At 69.2% G+C, this 17846-nt stretch carries 19 protein-coding genes and 1 pseudogene; 4 read left to right on the top strand and 16 right to left on the bottom strand.

Annotation, left to right across the window (positions count from 1 at the left end; all coding sequences use genetic code 11):
- Nucleotides 1–2: 2 nt before the first annotated feature.
- Nucleotides 3–632 (bottom strand): MBL fold metallo-hydrolase, encoded by a 630-nt coding sequence (locus tag H7F38_RS20575; RefSeq protein ID WP_187091543.1) that lies wholly within the window; start codon nucleotides 630–632, stop codon nucleotides 3–5.
- Between the two features lie 82 nt (nucleotides 633–714).
- Here H7F38_RS20575 and H7F38_RS20570 point away from each other — a divergent pair, with 82 nt between their 5' ends.
- Entirely contained in the window at nucleotides 715–888 is a 174-nt protein-coding gene (locus H7F38_RS20570; RefSeq protein WP_187091542.1) for a hypothetical protein, read from the top strand.
- 24 nt (nucleotides 889–912) lie between these two features.
- Here the strand turns inward: H7F38_RS20570 and H7F38_RS20565 are convergent, their stop codons facing one another.
- From H7F38_RS20565 to H7F38_RS20535, 7 genes are all read right to left on the bottom strand, one after another.
- The gene (locus H7F38_RS20565) at nucleotides 913–1899 is read right to left on the bottom strand and encodes an LLM class flavin-dependent oxidoreductase (protein WP_187091541.1); all 987 of its coding nucleotides are present in this window, start codon (nucleotides 1897–1899) and stop codon (nucleotides 913–915) included.
- Between the two features lie 90 nt (nucleotides 1900–1989).
- Nucleotides 1990–3957 carry an acetate--CoA ligase gene (gene acs / locus H7F38_RS20560; RefSeq protein ID WP_187091540.1) on the bottom strand — a complete coding sequence of 656 codons (1968 nt, stop codon included), beginning with the start codon at nucleotides 3955–3957 and terminating at the stop codon, nucleotides 1990–1992.
- The gene (locus H7F38_RS20555; protein WP_222618222.1) at nucleotides 3954–4631 is read right to left on the bottom strand and encodes an acetate uptake transporter; all 678 of its coding nucleotides are present in this window, start codon (nucleotides 4629–4631) and stop codon (nucleotides 3954–3956) included. The genes acs and H7F38_RS20555 overlap by 4 nt, the downstream gene beginning before the upstream one ends.
- Nucleotides 4632–4821: 190 nt before the next feature.
- Nucleotides 4822–6567 (bottom strand): cation acetate symporter, encoded by a 1746-nt coding sequence (locus tag H7F38_RS20550; RefSeq protein ID WP_222618220.1) that lies wholly within the window; start codon nucleotides 6565–6567, stop codon nucleotides 4822–4824.
- A complete protein-coding gene (locus H7F38_RS20545; RefSeq protein WP_222618219.1) occupies nucleotides 6564–6932 on the bottom strand; it encodes a hypothetical protein in 369 nt (122 codons plus the stop codon). The genes H7F38_RS20550 and H7F38_RS20545 overlap by 4 nt, the downstream gene beginning before the upstream one ends.
- Complete coding sequence (locus H7F38_RS20540) at nucleotides 6929–7678, bottom strand: LytTR family DNA-binding domain-containing protein (RefSeq protein ID WP_187091539.1); 750 nt, start codon at nucleotides 7676–7678, stop codon at nucleotides 6929–6931. Before H7F38_RS20540 ends, H7F38_RS20545 begins: the two co-directional genes overlap by 4 nt.
- Before the next feature lie 51 nt (nucleotides 7679–7729).
- Nucleotides 7730–8908 carry a sensor histidine kinase gene (locus tag H7F38_RS20535; protein WP_187091538.1) on the bottom strand — a complete coding sequence of 393 codons (1179 nt, stop codon included), beginning with the start codon at nucleotides 8906–8908 and terminating at the stop codon, nucleotides 7730–7732.
- Between the two features lie 178 nt (nucleotides 8909–9086).
- Between H7F38_RS20535 and H7F38_RS20530 the strand changes: the two genes are divergently transcribed.
- The 3 genes from H7F38_RS20530 to H7F38_RS20520 are packed head-to-tail and all read left to right on the top strand — an operon-like array spanning nucleotide 9087 to nucleotide 10981.
- Nucleotides 9087–9563, top strand: coding sequence for a BON domain-containing protein (locus H7F38_RS20530; RefSeq protein WP_187091537.1), 477 nt, complete (start codon nucleotides 9087–9089; stop codon nucleotides 9561–9563).
- A gap of 14 nt (nucleotides 9564–9577) precedes the next feature.
- Complete coding sequence (locus H7F38_RS20525) at nucleotides 9578–10009, top strand: pyridoxamine 5'-phosphate oxidase family protein (RefSeq protein WP_187091536.1); 432 nt, start codon at nucleotides 9578–9580, stop codon at nucleotides 10007–10009.
- Nucleotides 10010–10060: 51 nt separating this feature from the next.
- Complete coding sequence (locus H7F38_RS20520) at nucleotides 10061–10981, top strand: universal stress protein (RefSeq protein WP_187091535.1); 921 nt, start codon at nucleotides 10061–10063, stop codon at nucleotides 10979–10981.
- Here the strand turns inward: H7F38_RS20520 and H7F38_RS20515 are convergent.
- From H7F38_RS20515 to H7F38_RS20480, 8 genes and pseudogenes are all read right to left on the bottom strand, one after another.
- Nucleotides 10959–11249 (bottom strand): hypothetical protein, encoded by a 291-nt coding sequence (locus H7F38_RS20515; RefSeq protein ID WP_187091534.1) that lies wholly within the window; start codon nucleotides 11247–11249, stop codon nucleotides 10959–10961. The two genes, H7F38_RS20520 and H7F38_RS20515, sit on opposite strands and share 23 nt — an antisense overlap.
- A gap of 195 nt (nucleotides 11250–11444) precedes the next feature.
- Nucleotides 11445–11657 (bottom strand): annotated as a pseudogene (locus H7F38_RS20510) (integrase core domain-containing protein); the annotation flags it as partial.
- 57 nt (nucleotides 11658–11714) lie between these two features.
- Nucleotides 11715–12017 carry a DUF6262 family protein gene (locus tag H7F38_RS20505; RefSeq protein ID WP_187091533.1) on the bottom strand — a complete coding sequence of 101 codons (303 nt, stop codon included), beginning with the start codon at nucleotides 12015–12017 and terminating at the stop codon, nucleotides 11715–11717.
- Nucleotides 12014–13945 carry a site-specific integrase gene (locus H7F38_RS20500; protein ID WP_187091532.1) on the bottom strand — a complete coding sequence of 644 codons (1932 nt, stop codon included), beginning with the start codon at nucleotides 13943–13945 and terminating at the stop codon, nucleotides 12014–12016. Before H7F38_RS20500 ends, H7F38_RS20505 begins: the two co-directional genes overlap by 4 nt.
- Nucleotides 13908–14999 (bottom strand): tyrosine-type recombinase/integrase, encoded by a 1092-nt coding sequence (locus H7F38_RS20495; protein ID WP_187091531.1) that lies wholly within the window; start codon nucleotides 14997–14999, stop codon nucleotides 13908–13910. The genes H7F38_RS20500 and H7F38_RS20495 overlap by 38 nt, the downstream gene beginning before the upstream one ends.
- A gap of 83 nt (nucleotides 15000–15082) precedes the next feature.
- Complete coding sequence (locus H7F38_RS20490) at nucleotides 15083–15883, bottom strand: IS481 family transposase (RefSeq protein ID WP_255498092.1); 801 nt, start codon at nucleotides 15881–15883, stop codon at nucleotides 15083–15085.
- Between the two features lie 120 nt (nucleotides 15884–16003).
- The gene (locus tag H7F38_RS20485; protein WP_187091530.1) at nucleotides 16004–16768 is read right to left on the bottom strand and encodes an ABC transporter ATP-binding protein; all 765 of its coding nucleotides are present in this window, start codon (nucleotides 16766–16768) and stop codon (nucleotides 16004–16006) included.
- On the bottom strand, nucleotides 16765–17787 hold the full coding sequence (locus H7F38_RS20480; RefSeq protein ID WP_187091529.1) for an iron ABC transporter permease: 1023 nt from the start codon (nucleotides 17785–17787) through the stop codon (nucleotides 16765–16767). The genes H7F38_RS20485 and H7F38_RS20480 overlap by 4 nt, the downstream gene beginning before the upstream one ends.
- Nucleotides 17788–17846 lie beyond the last annotated feature (59 nt).

Below are 17846 nucleotides of genomic sequence, written 5' to 3'. Positions count from 1 at the left end.
GATCAGACCTCGAAGGTCTCGCCGTCGGCGGGGGCCAACCACTTCGAGGACTGCGGGCCCAACTTCTCCAGCAGGCCGTAGGCCATGCCCGGGTTCGCCAGGATCTTCTCGTGGATCGGGAAGGCGACCGCCGGGGAGACGGCCCGGTAGAAGTCGACGCCCTCCTTCAGCGCCATCCACGGCGCGGCCGCCGGCACTGCCAGGATCTCGACGGGCACGGCCGGCACGGCGAGCGAGTCACCGGGGTGCAGCAGGCGCCCGCCGATCAGGTAGGAGGCATTGGCGACGTCAGGGAGGTCCGCGTGGATGACGGCGTGGTTCTTGCCGTGGACGGTGACAGTGGTTCCCACGTCGAAGGAGTCGCCCGCCTTCACCGCCGTGACCGTGATGCCGACCGCCTCGATCTTGGGGGCAGAGCCGGCGTCGGCGTAGACGGGCGCCTGCGGGTTCGCCGCGACCAACGCGGGAAGTCGATCCAGGTCCAGATGGTCCATGTGCTCGTGGGTGATCAGGATGCCGGTCAGCCCCGTCAGCGTCTCGAAACCGGCCGAGAACGTGCCGGGGTCGATCAGGATGTCGGCGTCGCCGTCGGCGACGTGCAGGCAGGAGTGGCCGAGTTTGGTGATCTGCATGGTGAACCTCTTCCGTCGTGCGACATTCGCTGCGCACACAGTACGACGGACGCTTCGGTGCCCACCGCGTAGCGTCTTGGCGGTGGCGTCCAGCAAGCGGGTCAGGCAGGCAGGCAGGCTCCTGTCCGCGGCGGTCATCACGGCCATCGGACTGGCCGCCCTGGTCACCGCCGATTCAGTTTTCGGCCGCGTCTTCGACCTGTTCGTGCTCGCCGTCGGTTTGGCGGCGGTGTGTCTGGTGATCATTCGCAGGTGACGTCCCGGGACCGGACCCGGTACCTCAGACGGTGGCCATGGCGTCGGCGGTCAGCTCGACCGACCGCAGCCGGAACTCGGTGGTGGACGCCTGGTGGGCGGTGATCAGCTCGTCGGCTCCGGTCAGCTCCGCGAACTCGTCGAGGTAGTTCCGCACTTCCGAAGCCGTTCCGACGGCCGAGTAGCGGACCATCTGCTCGATCTGCCGACCGGCGTCCGATTCGATCACCAAGTCGGCTTCCTCGTCGGTGAACGTGCGGCCGCTCCGGCCGTACAGGAGCGAAACCCTGGCCCGTTTCACCAGGTGCAGCTCCCGCTCGGCCTCTTCGGCCGAGTCGGCGGCGATGACGTTGAGCGCAGCGAACGCATAGGGCTCGGTCAGCTGCGCGCCCGGCTGGAAGTCCCTGCGGTAGATGGCCATCGCCTCCATCAGCGACGCCGGTGCGAAGTGCGAGGCGAACGCGAACGGGAGGCCGAACGCAGCGGCGAGCTGGGCCCCGAACAACGATGACCCGAGGATGTACAGCGGGACCTCGGTGCCCTGACCCGGCACCGCGGTGACCCCGGGGACCAGTGACTTCCCGCTGAGGTAGCCCTGCAGTTCCAGCACATCGTCCGGGAACCGGTCCGACGAGCCCGGGTCGCGGCGCATGGCCCGCGCCGTCATCTGGTCCGAACCCGGGGCGCGGCCGAGGCCGAGATCGATCCGTCCGGGGTGGATGGAGGCGAGGGTGCCGAACTGCTCCGCGATGGTCAGGGGCGAGTGGTTGGGCAGCATCACGCCGCCGGCTCCGAGGCGGATCGTCGAGGTGTTCGCGGCGATGTGGGCGATCAGCACGCTGGTGGCCGAGGAGGCGATCGAGGACATGTTGTGGTGCTCGGCGTACCAGACGCGGCGATACCCGAAGGCCTCGGCCCGCTGCGCGAGCGCGACGCTCGCGGCGATGCCCTCACCGACGCTCTGCCCTTTGTTGATCGGTGCCAGATCAAGGATCGACAGGGGAATGTTCATGTCGAGTCCAACCGGCCCCGGCCGGACCCTATTCCGCCGCCGGGTGCAGGGGAGACCCGGACCCGTCCGGGTCTCCCCTGCCGAGCCAGGTCACTCCTCGGTGGCCGAAGTCGGCATCCTGGTGCCGATCAGCGCCATCACCGAGGAATCGGTCAACGTCGTGACGTCACCGAGTTCCCGGTGTTCGGCCACGTCGCGGAGCAGCCGACGCATGATCTTCCCGCTGCGGGTCTTCGGCAGTTCCGGCACCACCATGATCTGGCGGGGCTTCGCGATCGGGCCGATCTCGTGGGCCACGTGGGTGCGGAGCTCCTTGACCAGATCTTCGGCAGAACCGTTGTGCAGACTGTGGTTCCGCAGGATGACGAAGGCGACGATGCCCTGCCCGGTGGTGTCGTCGTCGGCGCCGACGACGGCCGCCTCGGCCACCGCGGGGTGCGAGACCAGTGCCGACTCCACCTCGGTGGTCGAGATCCGGTGCCCGGACACGTTCATCACGTCGTCGACGCGTCCCAGCAGCCAGAGGTCACCGTCCTCGTCCTTCTTGGCGCCGTCACCGGCGAAGTAGTACCCCTGCTCGGCGAACCTGGACCAGTAGGTCTCGCGGAACCGGGCCTCGTCCCCCCAGATTCCGCGCAGCATCGCCGGCCACGGCCGGGTGAGCACCAGCAGCCCGCCGGACCCGTTCGGCACCGGATGCCCTTCGTCGTCGACCACCTCGGCGCCGATCCCGGGGAGCGCCCTGGTCGCGGAGCCGGGCTTCGTCCAGGTCACCCCGGGCAGCGGGCTGATCATCATGGCGCCGGTCTCGGTCTGCCACCAGGTGTCGACGATGGGGCAGTGATCGTGCCCGATGTTCTTCCGGTACCACATCCACGCTTCCGGATTGATCGGCTCGCCCACTGATCCGAGCAGCCGCAGCGACGACAGGTCGTAGCCGGCCGGGATGTCGTCGCCCCATTTCATGAAGGTGCGGATCGTCGTCGGGGCCGTGTAGAGGATCGTCACCCGGTAGCGGTCGATGATCTCCCACCACCGGCCCTCGTGCGGGCTGTTCGGCACCCCCTCGTAGAGCACCGACGTGGCGCGGTTCGCCAGCGGTCCGTAGACGATGTAGCTGTGGCCGGTGACCCAGCCGATATCGGCTGCGCACCAGTACACGTCGGTGTCCGGCTTGAGGTCGAAGACAGCCTGGTGGGTGTAGGCCACCTGGGTCAGGTAGCCACCGGTGGTGTGCAGGATGCCCTTGGGTTTGCCGGTGGTGCCGGACGTGTACATCACGTACAGCGGCTGCTCTGCGTCGAAGAATTCCGGGGTGTGCCGGGTGGACTGCCCGCCCACCAGGTCGTGCCACCACACGTCCCGGCCCTCGGTCCAGGCCACGTCCTGCGCGGTCCGGCGCACCACCAGCACCGAGCGGACGTCCGGACATCTCTCCAGGGCCTCGTCCACCGCCGGTTTGAGGGCCGACGGCGCACCGCGTCGCCAGCCACCGTCGGCGGTGATGACGACTCTCGCGTCGCAGTCCAGGATCCGGTCGGTCAGTGCGGTGGCGGAGAAGCCGCCGAAGACCACCGTGTGCGGGGCACCGATGCGGGCGCAGGCCAGCATCGCGACCACCGTCTCCGGGATCATCGGCAGGTAGATGGCGACCCGGTCGCCGGCCTTCACGCCCAACGACAGCAGGGCGTTCGCGGCCTGGCACACCTCGTCCATCAGTTCGGCGTAGGTGATGGCCCGGCGATCGCCCGGTTCGCCTTCGAAGTAGTAGGCGACCTGGGCGCCGTGGCCTGCCTCGACGTGGCGATCGACGCAGTTGTAGGCGACGTTGATCCGGCCGCCGACGAACCACTTCGCAAACGGTGCGTCCGAGAAGTCGAGCGCTGCTGTCCACGGGGTCTGCCAGGACAGGCGCTTCGCCTGGCGTGCCCAGAATTCGGGACCGTCCGCCTCCGCCTCGGCGTAGGCCGATGCGGTGACGTTCGCCTGGGCGGCGAAGGCGGCCGTCGGACCGAAGGCGCGGGTTTCGTGGGACAGGTTCGAGAGGGTGTTCGTCATGCGCGGGGGAAGGTGGGCAGGACCACGCGCTTGGCCGTCGCGTTCATCACGCCGGCCATCGAGCCGTACCAGCCCAGCAGCGCCGTGAGCAGGCCGAGCCATCCACCGACCTTGGTCATCCCCGAGGAGGCGCCGAAGGCCCCGATCGTCAGGAAGAGGAAGGTCAGGGCGAGCGCACCGAACACCGCGATCAACACCCCGGACGTCCGGGTCGAGCAGATGAACATGTAGACGGTAAAAATGGTCCAGCCCAACAGGAACAGACCGAAACCCTTGCCCTCGTCCGCACCCATCCCGGCCAGCACGCCACGATCGATCAGGTACCAGACCGCCATCCAGAACGCTCCGTAGGAGGTGAACGCGACGGCGCCGAAGGTGTTGCCCTTGATGAACTCCCACATCCCGGCCAGGATCTGGGCCACGCCGCCGTAGAAGAAGGCCAGGGCCAGCATGCCGCTGGTCACCGACGCCGGTACCAAACCGGCATTGACCACGGAGAGGAAGAAGGTCGTCATCGCGAATGCGGCCAGCCCGAGCGGGCCGGGATCTGCGACTCTCGATGCGATGGTGGCGGTCTCGGGCGCGATCACCGATGCCGGGGTGGTGGGGGCCGATGACGGTGCAGTAGCGGGCGATGCCGCGGTGGGTCCGGCCGAAGCGGTCCTCATTGCCATGAGCGGGCACTCCTTCCGATCGCCGGGATGCCCGGGATCAGTTGCCGGCGGCCTCGTTGCCGCCTGTGATGAAGGTGACAGCAGCAGGCTTCGACCGGTAGGGGCGTTGCGCCCGATGGCGGGACGGTGCGCCGGATGACGCAGGACGCGAGACGAGTGGTTGCTCTGGCGCGACGAACGGCTGGATCCCTCAGGTCCTGTGCCCGGAGCCGAGCCCGCCGGCCAGACCCTCGGGCAGATGCAGCCGGGCCATCACCCGGCCGACGCCGGGCGGTATCGCATGCGAGGTCAGCAACGAGACCACCACCATCACCAGGAAGGCGATCGGCACCGACCAGGCGGCCGGCTGCGCCAGCAGGGTGGCCGGCCAACCGGCCGGGAGCGAGACGGTGATCGTCACGAGCACGGCCGTGGTGGCGAGGCCGCCACCGACCACGAGCCCGGCGACCGCGCCGATCGGGGTGAGCCGCTGCCACCAGACACCGAGGACCAGCAGCGGGCAGAACGTCGAGGCGGCGACTGCGAAGGCCAGCCCGACCACGGCGGCCAGGCTGAGGTGCCGACCCGCGAGGCTCAGCACGTACGGCACCCCGACGGCCAGGACCGCGCCGATTCGAAACGCGTCGATCCGACTGCGCCGCAGCACCTCCCGCCCGCGGGGGAAGAAGTCCTGGGCCAGTACGCCGGCGACCGAGACCGTCAGACCGGAGGCCGCCGAGAGGAAGGCGGCGAACGCTCCCGCCGTCACCACCGTGCCCAGGGCGATCCCGGGCCAGCCGGGGAACATGCGCTCCGGCAGCAACAGCACCGTGGCATCGCTCTGGCCGGTGAGCAGCAGATCGGGGACGAAGGCCCGGCCGAGCACGCCGAAAACGGTGGGCAGGAGGTAGAAGCCGGACAGCAGGATCACCACGATGAGCGTCGTCCGCCGGGCTTCCCGCCCGTCCGGATTGGTGTAGAACCGGACCAGCACGTGGGGCAGGCCCATCGTGCCCAGGCAGATGGCCAGGATCAGCGACAGCGTCGCGTACAACGGATGCGAGAGGCCGGAGCCCAACGGCTGCAACCACTGTGAGCCCGTGCGGGCGGGCAGGGTCGCGATCACCGGCACGATGTCCCCGGCGTGCAGGGCCACGGTGGTGCCCGCGCCCAGTACGTGCTCCCCGGCGGTCAGCGTGACCGGCCCGCTGACCGGCGCACCGTCGACGGCCCCGACGATGTCCAGTTGCTCGGCGACGGGCGCGCGCACGGACGTCTGCGTTCCCACCGTGACGGTGATGTCCGATCGGGCCGTCGGATAGCCGGTCCCGATCACGTCGCCGTCCCGGTGCCAGAGCGTCAGCAGGACGATGGCCGGTAGCAGCAGGGCGGTGAACTTGAGCCAGAACAGCACGGCCTGCGAGAAGGTGATCGACCGCATGCCACCGGCGGCCACCGAGATCAGCACCACCACGCAGACCACGGCCCCGCCGAGCCAGTGCGGTGCGCCCGTCTGGGTGGACAGCGTCAACGCGGCCCCGCTGAGCTGTGGCACCAGGTAGAGCCAGCCGATCAGCACCACGAGCAGGCTGGACATCCGCCGCACCGTGGCCGAACCCAGCCTGATCTGGGCGAAGTCCGGCAGCGTGTAGGCGCCCGAGCGCCGCAGCGGCGCCGCGACCAGGACGAGCAGCACCAGGTAGCCGACCGTGTAGCCGACCGGATACCAGAGCGTGTCGTAGCCGTAGACCAGGATGAGCCCGGCCACCCCGAGAAATGATGCGGCGGAAAGGTATTCGCCACCGATGGCCGCAGCGTTGCGACTCGGGGTGACGCCGCGCGAAGCCACGTAGAAGTCGGCGACCGTGCGGCCCCGCCGCATACCGAAGGTGCCGGCGACGGCGGCGACCAGCGCGACCACCCCGACCGCGACCGAGGCCGCCAGCTGCCCGCTCACCGGCGGCGGACCAGATCGATGAAGGCCTTCTCGTTGCGTTCGGCGTGTCGCACGGCGAGTGCGGCGACGGCGATCATCACCGGGTAGACCACGAATCCGAGGACCAACCAGGGGACCGAGATGCCGAACACCCGCCATCCCGTCCAGGCGGGCAGCACCGCCGACAGCAGCGCGATGACCATCAGCACGCCGATCCCACCGGCCGTCACCAGCAGGGCCAGCCGACGCTGGCTGCGGATCAACGAAGCGACGTACCACCGGCCGACCTCGGTCTGCTCCTGGATCTCCCGTGAGGGCGACCGGTGCGGCGCCCCGCGGGCGGCGTCGGTCCGCGGATGGGCGATCCGGACCCGTTCGGCCGTCATCTCCGGCCGCGGTCCGCGAGCCGGTCGCGGAGTTCCCGGACGTGACGTCGGCTGACGACCAGCTCGACATCGCCGAGCTGCACGGTGGTTCGGCCGTCGATCATCCTGATCTCCTCGACGTGGTCGAGTGCGACGAGCGTGCTGCGGTGGATCCTGGCGAACCCGGCGCCGGCCCACCGTTGCTCCAGCGATGTCAGCGGGATGCGCATCAGGTGGCTGCCGGAGGCGGTCCACAGGCGTGCATAGTCGCCCTGCGCCTCCACGTACCGCACCTGCGAGCGTTTGACGAAGCGGACGACGCCGGCCAGCTCCACCGGGATCGTCTCGTCCTCGGTGCCGGCGGCCGTCGGACTGCCGAAGGTCACCACCCGGCGCACCGCCTCGGCCAGCCGATCGGCCCTGACCGGCTTCATCACGTAGTCGGTGGCGGCGAGATCGAAGGCGTCAACGGCATGGTCGTCGTAGGCCGTCACGAACACGACCTGGGGCGGCTCGGCGAACTGGGCGAGCACCCTGGCCAGACGCAGCCCGGACAGGCCGGGCATCTTGATGTCGCAGAACACCACGTCGAAGGTGTCGTTGGCGAGCATCTCCAGCGCCTGCTGTCCACTGGCGGCATCCCGGACCTGGCGGACCCGGTCGTCCCGGGAGAGCAGGTAGGCCAGTTCCTCCCGCGCCGGTGCTTCGTCGTCGACGACGAGCACGGACAGCGATGCCGCCGACTGGTCGTCCTCGTTGGCCGCCATGATCGCGAACGGTACCGCCATCTGCCCGGCCGCGCCCGGAAGTCGTTGCCCTCAGCGCAGTCCGGGGGAGAATTTCGGGATGCGTACGCGCACGAGAGTGCCGGCCCCCGGGGCGGTCTCGACCACCAGGCCGTACTCGTCCCCGTAGAGCTTGCGCAACCGTGCGTCCACGTTTCCGAGTCCGACCGACGTCCGGCCCTGCCCGCCGCCGGCTGCGGCGCCGTCGACCGGGACGCCCGCACCGGACGGCGCACCGATCCCGGCGGACAGCAGGGCCGCCCTGATCAGTTCCGGATCCGAGCCGGCTCCGTCGTCCTCGACCGTGATCAGTGCGTCCGGCCCGTCGTCTGCCGCGGTCAACGACACCCGAACGGTGCCGGGCCGGCCCTCGAGCCCGTGGCGCACCGCGTTCTCCACCAGCGGCTGGATCACCAGGAAGGGCACGGAGACCGGGAGAACCTCGGGCGCCGCCCGCAGCGATACCGCCAGCCGGTCGCCGAACCGGGCCTGCTCGAGCACCAGGTACCGCTCGGTGTTGCGCAGCTCGTCGGCCAGCGTGGTGAATTCGGTGCCGCTGCGCAGCGCGTACCGGGTGAAGTCGGCGAACTCCAGCAACAGCTCGCGTGCCCGGTCCGGGTCCGTCCTGGTGAAGGAGGCGATCGCGGTCAGCGAGTTGTAGATGAAGTGCGGACTGATCTGCGCCCGCAGGGCCCGCAGCTCGGCCTCGACCATGCGGGTGCGGTCGCGGTCCGCCGACGCCAGTTCCAGCTGACCGGACACCCAGCCGGCCACCTCCTGGACGGCGCGGACCAGCAACGCGGAGGACTCCCTGCGGTAGGCCACCAGCGCGCCGACCACGGCGCCGCCGTCGATCAGCGGACTGGCCACCGCGACCCGGGCCGGGCAGTCCGGCTGGCCGCACGAAACGTCGTCCGCAGCAAGCACTTCCGTCTGCCCGGTCCGCAGTACCCCCTGTGCGTGCTCGATGGCGTGCTCGGCATGGTGGTGGGATGATCCCTCCACCGCGAGCGTCCGTACGTCATCGGTGAGGGCGACGGCGCTGGCGTCGAGCAGGGTGCGCAGATGCTCGACGGCCCGCTCGGCGCCGGCGACCGTCAGACCCTCGCGCAGGGCGGGTGCGGCCAGCCCTGCCGTGTGCAGGGTGGCGAACGTGGCGCGCTCGGCCGAAGACCCGAGATCGCTCCGGCGCAGACGCTTCCAGAGCAACATCACCGCCTCCTCGCCCTCCGTCCGGGGGAACGTCCTCCACCGAGAGGGCCGGTCCCTGATGCGCACTCTATGGCGGATCCGCCCGCACGGGGCCGGCGCTCGACGAGGGCAGTTCGGCCGGCCAGGTCGGTGACTTTGGGCCCTATCGAGTCCGGGCACCTGCGGACATGCTCGAGGCATGAGAGAGATAGTCAAGAGAGCAGACGATCGACTGGCCGACACCGTCCTCGCCGCGCTGAAGGCTGAACCATCGTTGGCCGGGGACCAGACGTTCGTCACCGTCGACGGGGGCGCCGCCACCCTCTACGGACGGGTCCACTCCGAGGCAGAGGCCGACCTGGCCGAGCGCGTCGCGCTCGCCACCCCCGGCATCGTCGCGGTGGCCCAGGCCATGTTCGTGTCCCGGCGTGTCCGCGGTACGGACAGCGACATCGCGAGGACCGCGGCGCAGGGCCTGCTGCGCGCAACGGATGTGCCGGAGGGCATCAGTGCGACCGTGCGCCACCACGTCCTCACCCTGACCGGGGTGGTCGACTCGCAGTTCCAACGTGCCGCGGCCTGCCGGGCAGTGCGCGACATCGAGGAGGCGCAGATCATCGTCAATGCGATCACCGTGCGCTCGGAACGGGCCCTGTCGGTCCGGCAAGCCGTCTGAAAGGAACCAGGACCATGACAACATCTGCCCTGCCCATCGACCATTCCGGCTTGGAAATGCTGCCGATGCAGGAGTGCATCGCGCGCCTCCATGCCGCCCGGATGGGTCGTCTCGCATTCTTCTCCGACGGCTACCCGATGATTCTGCCGATCAACCACGGGATGGATGGCGATTCGGTCGTCTTCCGGACCACGATCGGCTCCAAACTGGCGGCGGCCGAGAACGAGATGCCGGTGGCCTACGAGGTCGACGGCATCGACGCCGACCGTCGGGCCGGCTGGAGCGTTCTGGTCCGCGGCGACGCCAGGACCGTCGACAACCCCGGTGAGGTCGAGCGTCTGAACCATCTCGGCGTCTGGCCTTTCGCCGATGCGGTGCCGCGGACCCACTGGGTGCGCATCAGCACGTACGAGATCACCGGCCGCAAGATCGTCCACCAGCGCTGACTTGTCGACGAACGACCGTCACTGCATCGAAAACGACAGGAATGAGCTGTGATGAATGCATCCGTCAAGAATGTGATCGTGGTCGGGATCGACGGTTCCGATTCCTCGATGGCCGCCGCGAGATGGGCGGCACACGAGGCGAAGCTGCGCAAGGCTGAACTGCACCTGGAACTCGCGTATTCGGTACCGACCGCCTACGCGGGGCCGGGCGCGATGATTCCGCCCGACCTCTACGACATGGCTCGTGACGGCGCCGCGATGTCGCTGAAGCAGGCTCGTGATGCCGTGCTGGCGGCTGAGCCGGGGGTGGTGGTCACCGCCCGGTCGGGCATGGAGTCTGCGTTCGTCGCTTTGCGGGAGGCGTCCCGGAACGCCGACCTCGTCGTCGTCGGCTCCCACGGCATGGGCGTGGTGTCGGAGACCCTGCTCGGATCGATCGCGATGAGGATCGCCACGCACGCGCACTCACCGGTGGTGGTGGTCCGGACGGACCCACACGACGGTCCGCCGGTCCCACCGGTGGCGGCCGACGCGCCGGTGATGGTCGGCGTCGACGGATCACCCGAATCGGAGGTGGCCATTTCCTTCGCACTCGACGAGGCGACGATCCGGGGGGTCGGGCTCGTCGCCGTCCGCACCTGGGACGAGGAACCCCTGGACGGATTCCTGCGCGTCTACCCCCTCGAGATCGATCGCAACGTTATGGACGAGCAGGAGCGCAAGTTGTTGGGCGATCAGGTGCAGGCCTGGGCGGACAAGTTCCCGCAGGTCCAGATCACCGAGTCGATCCGGCGCGGACAGCCCGCGGGAGCACTGATCCGCTATGCCGCAGAGGTGGCACCGGCACTGTTGGTCGTGGGTAGCCGCGGCCGCGGCGGCTTCGCCGGCCTGGTTCTCGGATCGACCAGCCATGAACTGATCGCCTATGCAACCGGCCCGGTGGCCGTCGTCAGGGCCCCGAAGGATCGATGATCGGCGAAGCGGTACCGGCCCAGCGCACCCGCTGGGCCCGGATCCGGACCGTCAGGTTCGGGTCCGCCTGACGGCGCCCGATCATCTCCTCGGCCAGATCGTCCAGGATGACCAGGACGTGCAGCCGTCCTCGTTCGTCGGTGTCGGCTGCCCGTGCGCAGAGTTCCTCCAGGATGGCGCGGATCTCGTCATCGGTGCGGTAGCGGCTGATCAGGGCCGGCCGGGTCCGCGGCGTGCGGCCGGGGGAGTCCCGCGGGTTGTTGTCCACCGCACCGACGGTAGGTGGATCCGGCCGATGGCCCCAGGGTCGAAGGTCCTGGCGGCGCCGATCCCGACGACGACTTCGTCACACCCCCTGTGGCGTGGATCAACTTCGCAGGCATGGACGAAAGTGATGACTTCTGTCCCACCCGTCCCAATTTCGCGACTTTGATCCATGCAGCGGGGGTTGAACGAACTCCGGCTAGGTGTTCTGCCCGGACAGGTTGGTGACAACTGGCGTGCGGTGGACGGGTGGGAAGCCTCGTAGCGCGGTGTGTGGTCGATGGTAGTTGTAGCGGTGCAGGAACGTGGGCAGCGACGCCGACCGCTGGTCGTCGCTGAGCCAGGCCTGCGCGTAGAGGCACTCCTGCGCCAGGGTCCGGTTGAACCGCTCGACCTTGCCGTTCGTCTGCGGTTATCCGGCTAATCCGGGGTCACGCCAGCCCGCCGACTGGCTCGTCGGTGGAGTGATTCAGCTGGGCCGCTGCAGTTTCTTGAGTCGACGGAGTTGGTCTTCGTGGCGGCGAACGTTGCCGGCGACGGCTTCCAAGGTGTCGCGGAGTTGGTCGATCTGGGTGGCCAGGTCGGCGAGGGTGTGCGGTTGTTGTGTCTGCTGGCGGTGCTCTTCGACGATGGCCCGCAGTTCTGGGCGTCGGTAGAGGGTGGCCCGGGCGATGCCGCTGTGCTGGGCGACGGCAGGGAAGGTGACCGTTTCCCCGGCGGCGATCAGGCGTTGGCAGGTCTGTTCGGTGCGGTCGGTCAGGGTCGGGTTCATGCGGTCTCGGCTTGACTGATCAGCTGGTCCAGTTGCGCGATCAGGGCTTGGTGGCGGGTCGCCTCAGAGGTCCAGCCGCGGGCTTGGGCGTCGGCGGCCAGGGCCTGGGCGTCCAGGCGTTGCGCGGCCAGGATCGGCAGGAAGGTGTTGTCGGTGCGCAGGCTCGGGCAGTGTTCGCAGATGTTGGCGTAGCTGCAGGTGCCCTGCGCGGCGGTGCGCAGGCAGTAACCGCCGGACAGTCGCGTTTTGATCAGCGGCGTGTCCTGCCAGCTGCCGGTGCCGCCGCTGACGTCGGCGATGGGGAGTTGTTTGCGTTGCGGCAGGACCGGGCCGAGCCGAGATTTGGCCAAGGTCAACGCCTTTTCGTAGTCGGCGCGGACCGTGGCGTCGAACAGTCTCCCGTAGCGCAGGCTCATCTCGGCCGAGACGTGCCCCAGCAACGCCATCAAGGCTTGCAGGGACACCCCGGAGTTCACCAGGGCGGTGGCGTAGGTGTGCCGAAGTTGGTGTGGGGTAGCTGATTTCAGTCCAGCCTCGAGGGCGGCGCGGGTCAGTTCGGCGCGCAGGGTGTCCCTGGACACGCGCCGGCCTTGATGGGTGAGCAGGAAGTCGACCGGTTTGCCGGTGCGCGGGTGCCGCAGCGGCATCCCGGGTGAGCGGTGCTCGGTGATCCGGTCCAGCAGGTCCAGGGTTTCGGCGTCGATCGGCACCATCCGTTCGGTGGCCAGTTTGCCCAGTGGCACCTTCACCCAGGCACCGGCGCCGGGCACTTCGTGGACGCAGTCCAGTTCCAGGTCGATCAGTTCACCGATCCGCATCCCGGTCGCCCGCAGCAGCAGCAACGCGTCGGCGCGGAGCCGATTCGGGGAGGCCTGCAGCGCGGCGGCGAGAGCCCGGTCCTGGTCGGCGGGCAGGTAGCGGGGCAGCGCCCGCGGCAGCCGCGGAATGTCCTTGGGGAAGATCAGCCGGCGGGTCGGGGCTTCGGACCAGCCCCATTCGATGATGTCGTCGATCATCCGGCCGACGGTCAGGATCCGGCTGCGCCGTTCCGATGCCGACAGCGCCGCCGCCGTGTGCGGGTTGCGGGCGGCGGCGACCGCGGCGAGGTAGGGCTCGATGTGACGTTGCCGGTCCAGCTGCGCCAACGATGTCAGGGCGGGGTCGGCCGCGGTGACGAACCGAGCGAAATGGGCGAGCCGTCCGGCGATGCCCAGGACGGTGGACCGGGTCCGGGTGCCCGCCGCGCATTCCAGGTAGGCCACCGGGGACCGGCCGACATCGGTTGGTATGTCGGTGAAGTGACGTTCCCAGGACCACCGCAGGTGCGCGGTGTGTTTCACTGCCGCGGTCACCGGAGCACCCAGGTGATAGAGGACGGTGCGGGTGGCGTGCAACGCGACGCGGTAGTGCTTCAACGACCGGCCGTGCACCTGTTCCCGGTGCCCGATGGCGGTGTCGAATTCTGCGAGGTCGGACTCGGTCAGCTCGATCAGCGGCCGGCCGGTCTGGATGAGTAGTCGCATCACGACCTGGCTGGCCAACGCGGCGCTCTGGTGCGGGGTGAACCCGAGTTCGCCGGCGGCGGCCAGGAACCGGGTCAGGTCGCCGCCGACCTGATGATGGGCGGCTTCCCGCAGCACCGAGGACAGTTTGCGTTCCAGCAGGTAGTCATGGCCCGGCCGCAGGAACCCGCCGAGCATCAGAAAGTTCAGGAACGGTCGCAGCCCGGCCCCGGCGGACAGCCTCACCTGCAGCGGCTGCGCCGCCCACTCGGCGGGGTCGGGCCAGCGGGCCATGAACGACCGCGCGGCGGAGCGGAATGAGGAGTTCCCGGCACCCCGCTGAGCCAACGCCGCCAGGTATGCGTCGTAGAGGCCCGGGGTGGCGGGCTTACCGGTCGGCGCGTTGACGAGCGCGGGCAGCGTCATAGGAGGCCCTCACATGGGTTGGTGCGAGATGGATGTAGGCGGCGGAGGAATCGACCCGGTCGTGGCCCATCAGCGCTTGCAGCACCGCCAGGTCGACGCCGGCCTCGGCCAGCGCGGTGCCGAAGGAATGCCGCAACGCATGGGGATGACCGGCCGGCACCCCCGCCACCGTCCGGTGGTAGCGGAACACCGTCCGCAGCCCGGCCGGGGTCAACGGCTGACCGCGGTGAGAACCTCTGGCCACCAGAAACAGTGCGGTGCTCGCCGAGTCCGGTCGCTCCGCGAACAGGTAGGTTTGCACCAACCCGGCGACGTCGACATCCAGCGGCACCCGCCGTTCCTTGTCGCCCTTGCCGAGCACCCGGATCCAGCGGCGGCCGATGTCGACGTCCCGGACCGCCAAGCCCAGGACCTCGGCCGACCGCAACCCGGAGAACAGCATCAACCCGGCGATCGCCCGGTCCCGGTCGGTGCGGAAACTGCCCAGCAGCGCAGCGGTTTCGGCCCGGTCCAGGCCGCGGGGCAACCGCCGGGGCTCCCGCACCCGCAACCTCGAACGGGATTTCGGCCGGTCCAGATGCGCCAACAACCCGCCCTGCTGCGCCGAACTGGACCGCCGGGCCGCCGACGTCCGCGGCACTGGGTTGACCAGCGCCGGATCCCGCATCGCCCGGAAGTCGAACAACCCCGAGATCGCAGCCATCCGCCGATTGATCGTCGCCGGCGCATAACCCGCCGCCCGGCCCGTCCGCAACGGCACCACATTCCCGCCCGCCTGACCGGGCAGCACCGCCGACCGGCAGAACGTCAAGAACCGCAGGAGCGCATCGGTGGTCACCGCGCCGACACTGAGATGCTCATCGACCAGCCACCGGGTGAACGACAGCAGGTCGAAGGCATACGCCCGTTCAGTCCGCGGCGAATACCCACGATCGCCGACATATCCCAGGAACTCATTGACCACCGCCAGGTCCGCCGGACCGTCGCCGTCCAGCCACCATCGCCCGTCCCGCTGCACTACCTGCAGACCCTCAGCTGGCTGCTGCCCTGTCATGAGATGCAGGTATGCCAGATGTCTCACTCCGAGGCAAGAACCCAGAGCCTGCGGCGTGTCGAGATCTCCTACCGCAGCAGGGATTAGCCGGTTAAGCGGGGCCGATACGGCTTGGTGTACTTGTGCTTGACACCATCACCCAACGCGTCGTTCAAAGCCCTGGCGCGGTAGCAGGACCCGTTGTCGGTGAGCACCCGGCGGATCACCTCGATGCCGTGGGCGGCGAAGAACTCCTTCGCCCGCTGCCAGAAACCTGCAGCCGTGACAGCTTTCTCATCGCCGAGGGCTTCGGTGTAGGCCAACCGGGAGTGATCATCGATCGCCGTATGGAAGTAGCGGTACCCGATCCGCCCCCGGCGTTGAGACGCCTTGTGCTCGGCGCTGCCCTTGCCGTGCACCCGCCACCCACCGCCGTCGGGGATCCGCCCGACTTTCTTCACATCGATGTGCACCTGGTCCCCGGCCAGCGGATGCTCGTACCGGTTCTTGTTCACCCGCATGTCCTGGCCGGTGACATCTAGGTCGGCCAGCCGAGAACAGCCGCGCCGCACCAGCACCCGGTGCACCGTCGAGGGGTGCATCTTGACGCCGAAGTCAGCGAGCTCGGCGGCGAGCATCACCGGGCCCAGTTTCATGTTCCGCCGCAGATGCTCCACCAAATCCTCCACCTGGGAGTCGGTCTGGTTGGGGCAGCGCACCGGCCGGGAGGAGCGGTCCTGCAAACCGGCGACGCCGTGCTCGAGCCAGCGGGCGTACCACTTGCCCAACGTCTGCCGGGCGATGCCGGCCTCGGCGGCGACGTGACTGATCGGCCGGCCGGTATCGACACGCTCACACAGGCGTCGTCGGCCTTCGGGGGTCAGCGGAGCATTACGGTGGGACATGAGGGTCTCCTGTGTGGATGGGTGTGCTTGCTTCGTCGCTTCACACCTCACCAGGAGGCCCTCACCCAATCCCGGAATTCCGTCGCACCGGCGTGTCACCAACCTCCTGGGGTACAACAGCTAGGTCCGCACCGGCAGCACCACCGGCCGGCCGCCGTCGTCGATGATGCGGACCCGCGCCCCGTAGTAGCGCGCGACGTTGGCTTCGGTCAGCACCTCGGCAGCGGTCCCTTCCACCACGATCCGTCCGCGGTCGAGCAGCACCAGGCGGTCGGCGTACTGGCCGGCCAGGGTGAGGTCGTGCATGGTGCTGACGACCGCCAGATGTCGGTCCTTGCGCAGCGCCTCGACCAGTTCCAGCACCTGCTGCTGGTGCCCGACGTCCAAGGCGGTCGTGGGTTCGTCCAGCAGGAGGACCGGCGCCTCCTGTGCCAGCGCACGGGCCAGCAGTACCCGTTGCCGCTCGCCGCCCGACAGCGTGGAGACCACCCGGTCCGCCAGACCCAACAGATCGAGCTGGTCCAGTGCCTCCTGGACGGCACGCAGATCGCCGGCGCCCTCGACTGCCATCGCCCGGATGTGCGGCGCCCGGCCGAGCAGGACGTAGTCGGTGACGCGAATCCCGTCCGGGATGGTGGGCGTCTGCGGCACCAGCGCGATCGTCTGCGCCCGGCGACGTCGGTGGAGCGCTCTGGCCGAACGGCCGTCCAACTCCAGGTCCCCGCCGCCCTCGACCACGCCCGCGATGTACCTAAGCAGAGTCGACTTCCCGGCCCCGTTGGGTCCCACGACGCAGACCCACTCACCCCGTTCGACGTGCAGGCCCAGCCCGGCCAGGATCACCTTGTTCCCCAGCGACACGGTGACATCGCGGCAGGTGATCACGACGCGTTCTGACGTGCGTGGCGCAGGACCAGTACGAAGAACGGTGCGCCGAAGAATGCGGTGACCACACCGATCGGGATCTCGTCCGGCGCGGCGATGGTGCGTGCCAGAAGGTCGGCGGCGCACAGAAAGGCGCCGCCGAACAGGATGGAGAGCGGCAGGACGACTCGGTGGCTACGACCGGCCAGTAGTCGGACGGCGTGCGGCACGATGATCCCAACGAACCCGATCAGGCCCGAGACCGACACTGCCGCAGCGGTTCCCAATGATGCCGCGACGATGACGACCAACCGCGTGCGTCGCACGTTGATCCCCAGCGTGGCTGCTTCGTCGTCGCCGACCGCCAGCACGTCCAGGACACGGCGTTGGGTCAGCAGCACGATCCAGGACACCGCGGCGTAGGGCAGGAGCAAGAGCACATCGTGCCAGCCGGCGGTGGACAGACGGCCGAGAATCCAGGAGTAGACCTGACGGATGGTGTCCTGATGACGCTGCTGGACGTAGGTCTGCAGAGCGGTGAGGAAGCTGCCCACCGCGACTCCCGACAGGATCAGCGAGGCCATCGACGCCCGGCCGCCACCGGAGACGCCCAGGGCATAGGTCAGGCCGACGGCGCCCAGCGCCCCCAGGAACGCGGCCGCTGGTGCACCGCCGAAGGTGGTGTCACCAGTTGCCTGGCCGGCGATCACCAGGGTGACGGCCAGTCCGGCCCCGGCCGCCGCCCCGAGGAGGTAGGGATCGGCCAGCGGATTGCGGAACACACCCTGGTAACTCGCTCCGGAGACGGCCAGGGTGCCACCGACGAGGAGGCCGAGTACCACGCGGGGGAGCCGGATCTGATCGACGATCGCGACGTCCGTGGGCGTCAGGTCGGTGTGGAAGCCGACCAGGTGACCGAGTACCGCCACCGGCGAGATGGAGATCGGCCCGATGACCAGGCCTGCGACCGCGGCCACCAGGACGACGACTGCGCCGGCCACGAGCCAGACCGGCCGCAGCCGCACCGGACGGAGAAGCATTGCCGTGGCCTCCGCGGGTTTTCGCCATCTGACCGGGCGCGGGTCACGGTGGCCGTCAG

The organism is Nakamurella sp. PAMC28650 (assembly GCF_014303395.1).
Classification (GTDB): Bacteria; Actinomycetota; Actinomycetes; order Mycobacteriales; family Nakamurellaceae; genus Nakamurella.
The sequence above is the reverse complement of the archived record's forward strand: the minus strand, read 5'-3'. Positions and strand labels throughout refer to the sequence as shown.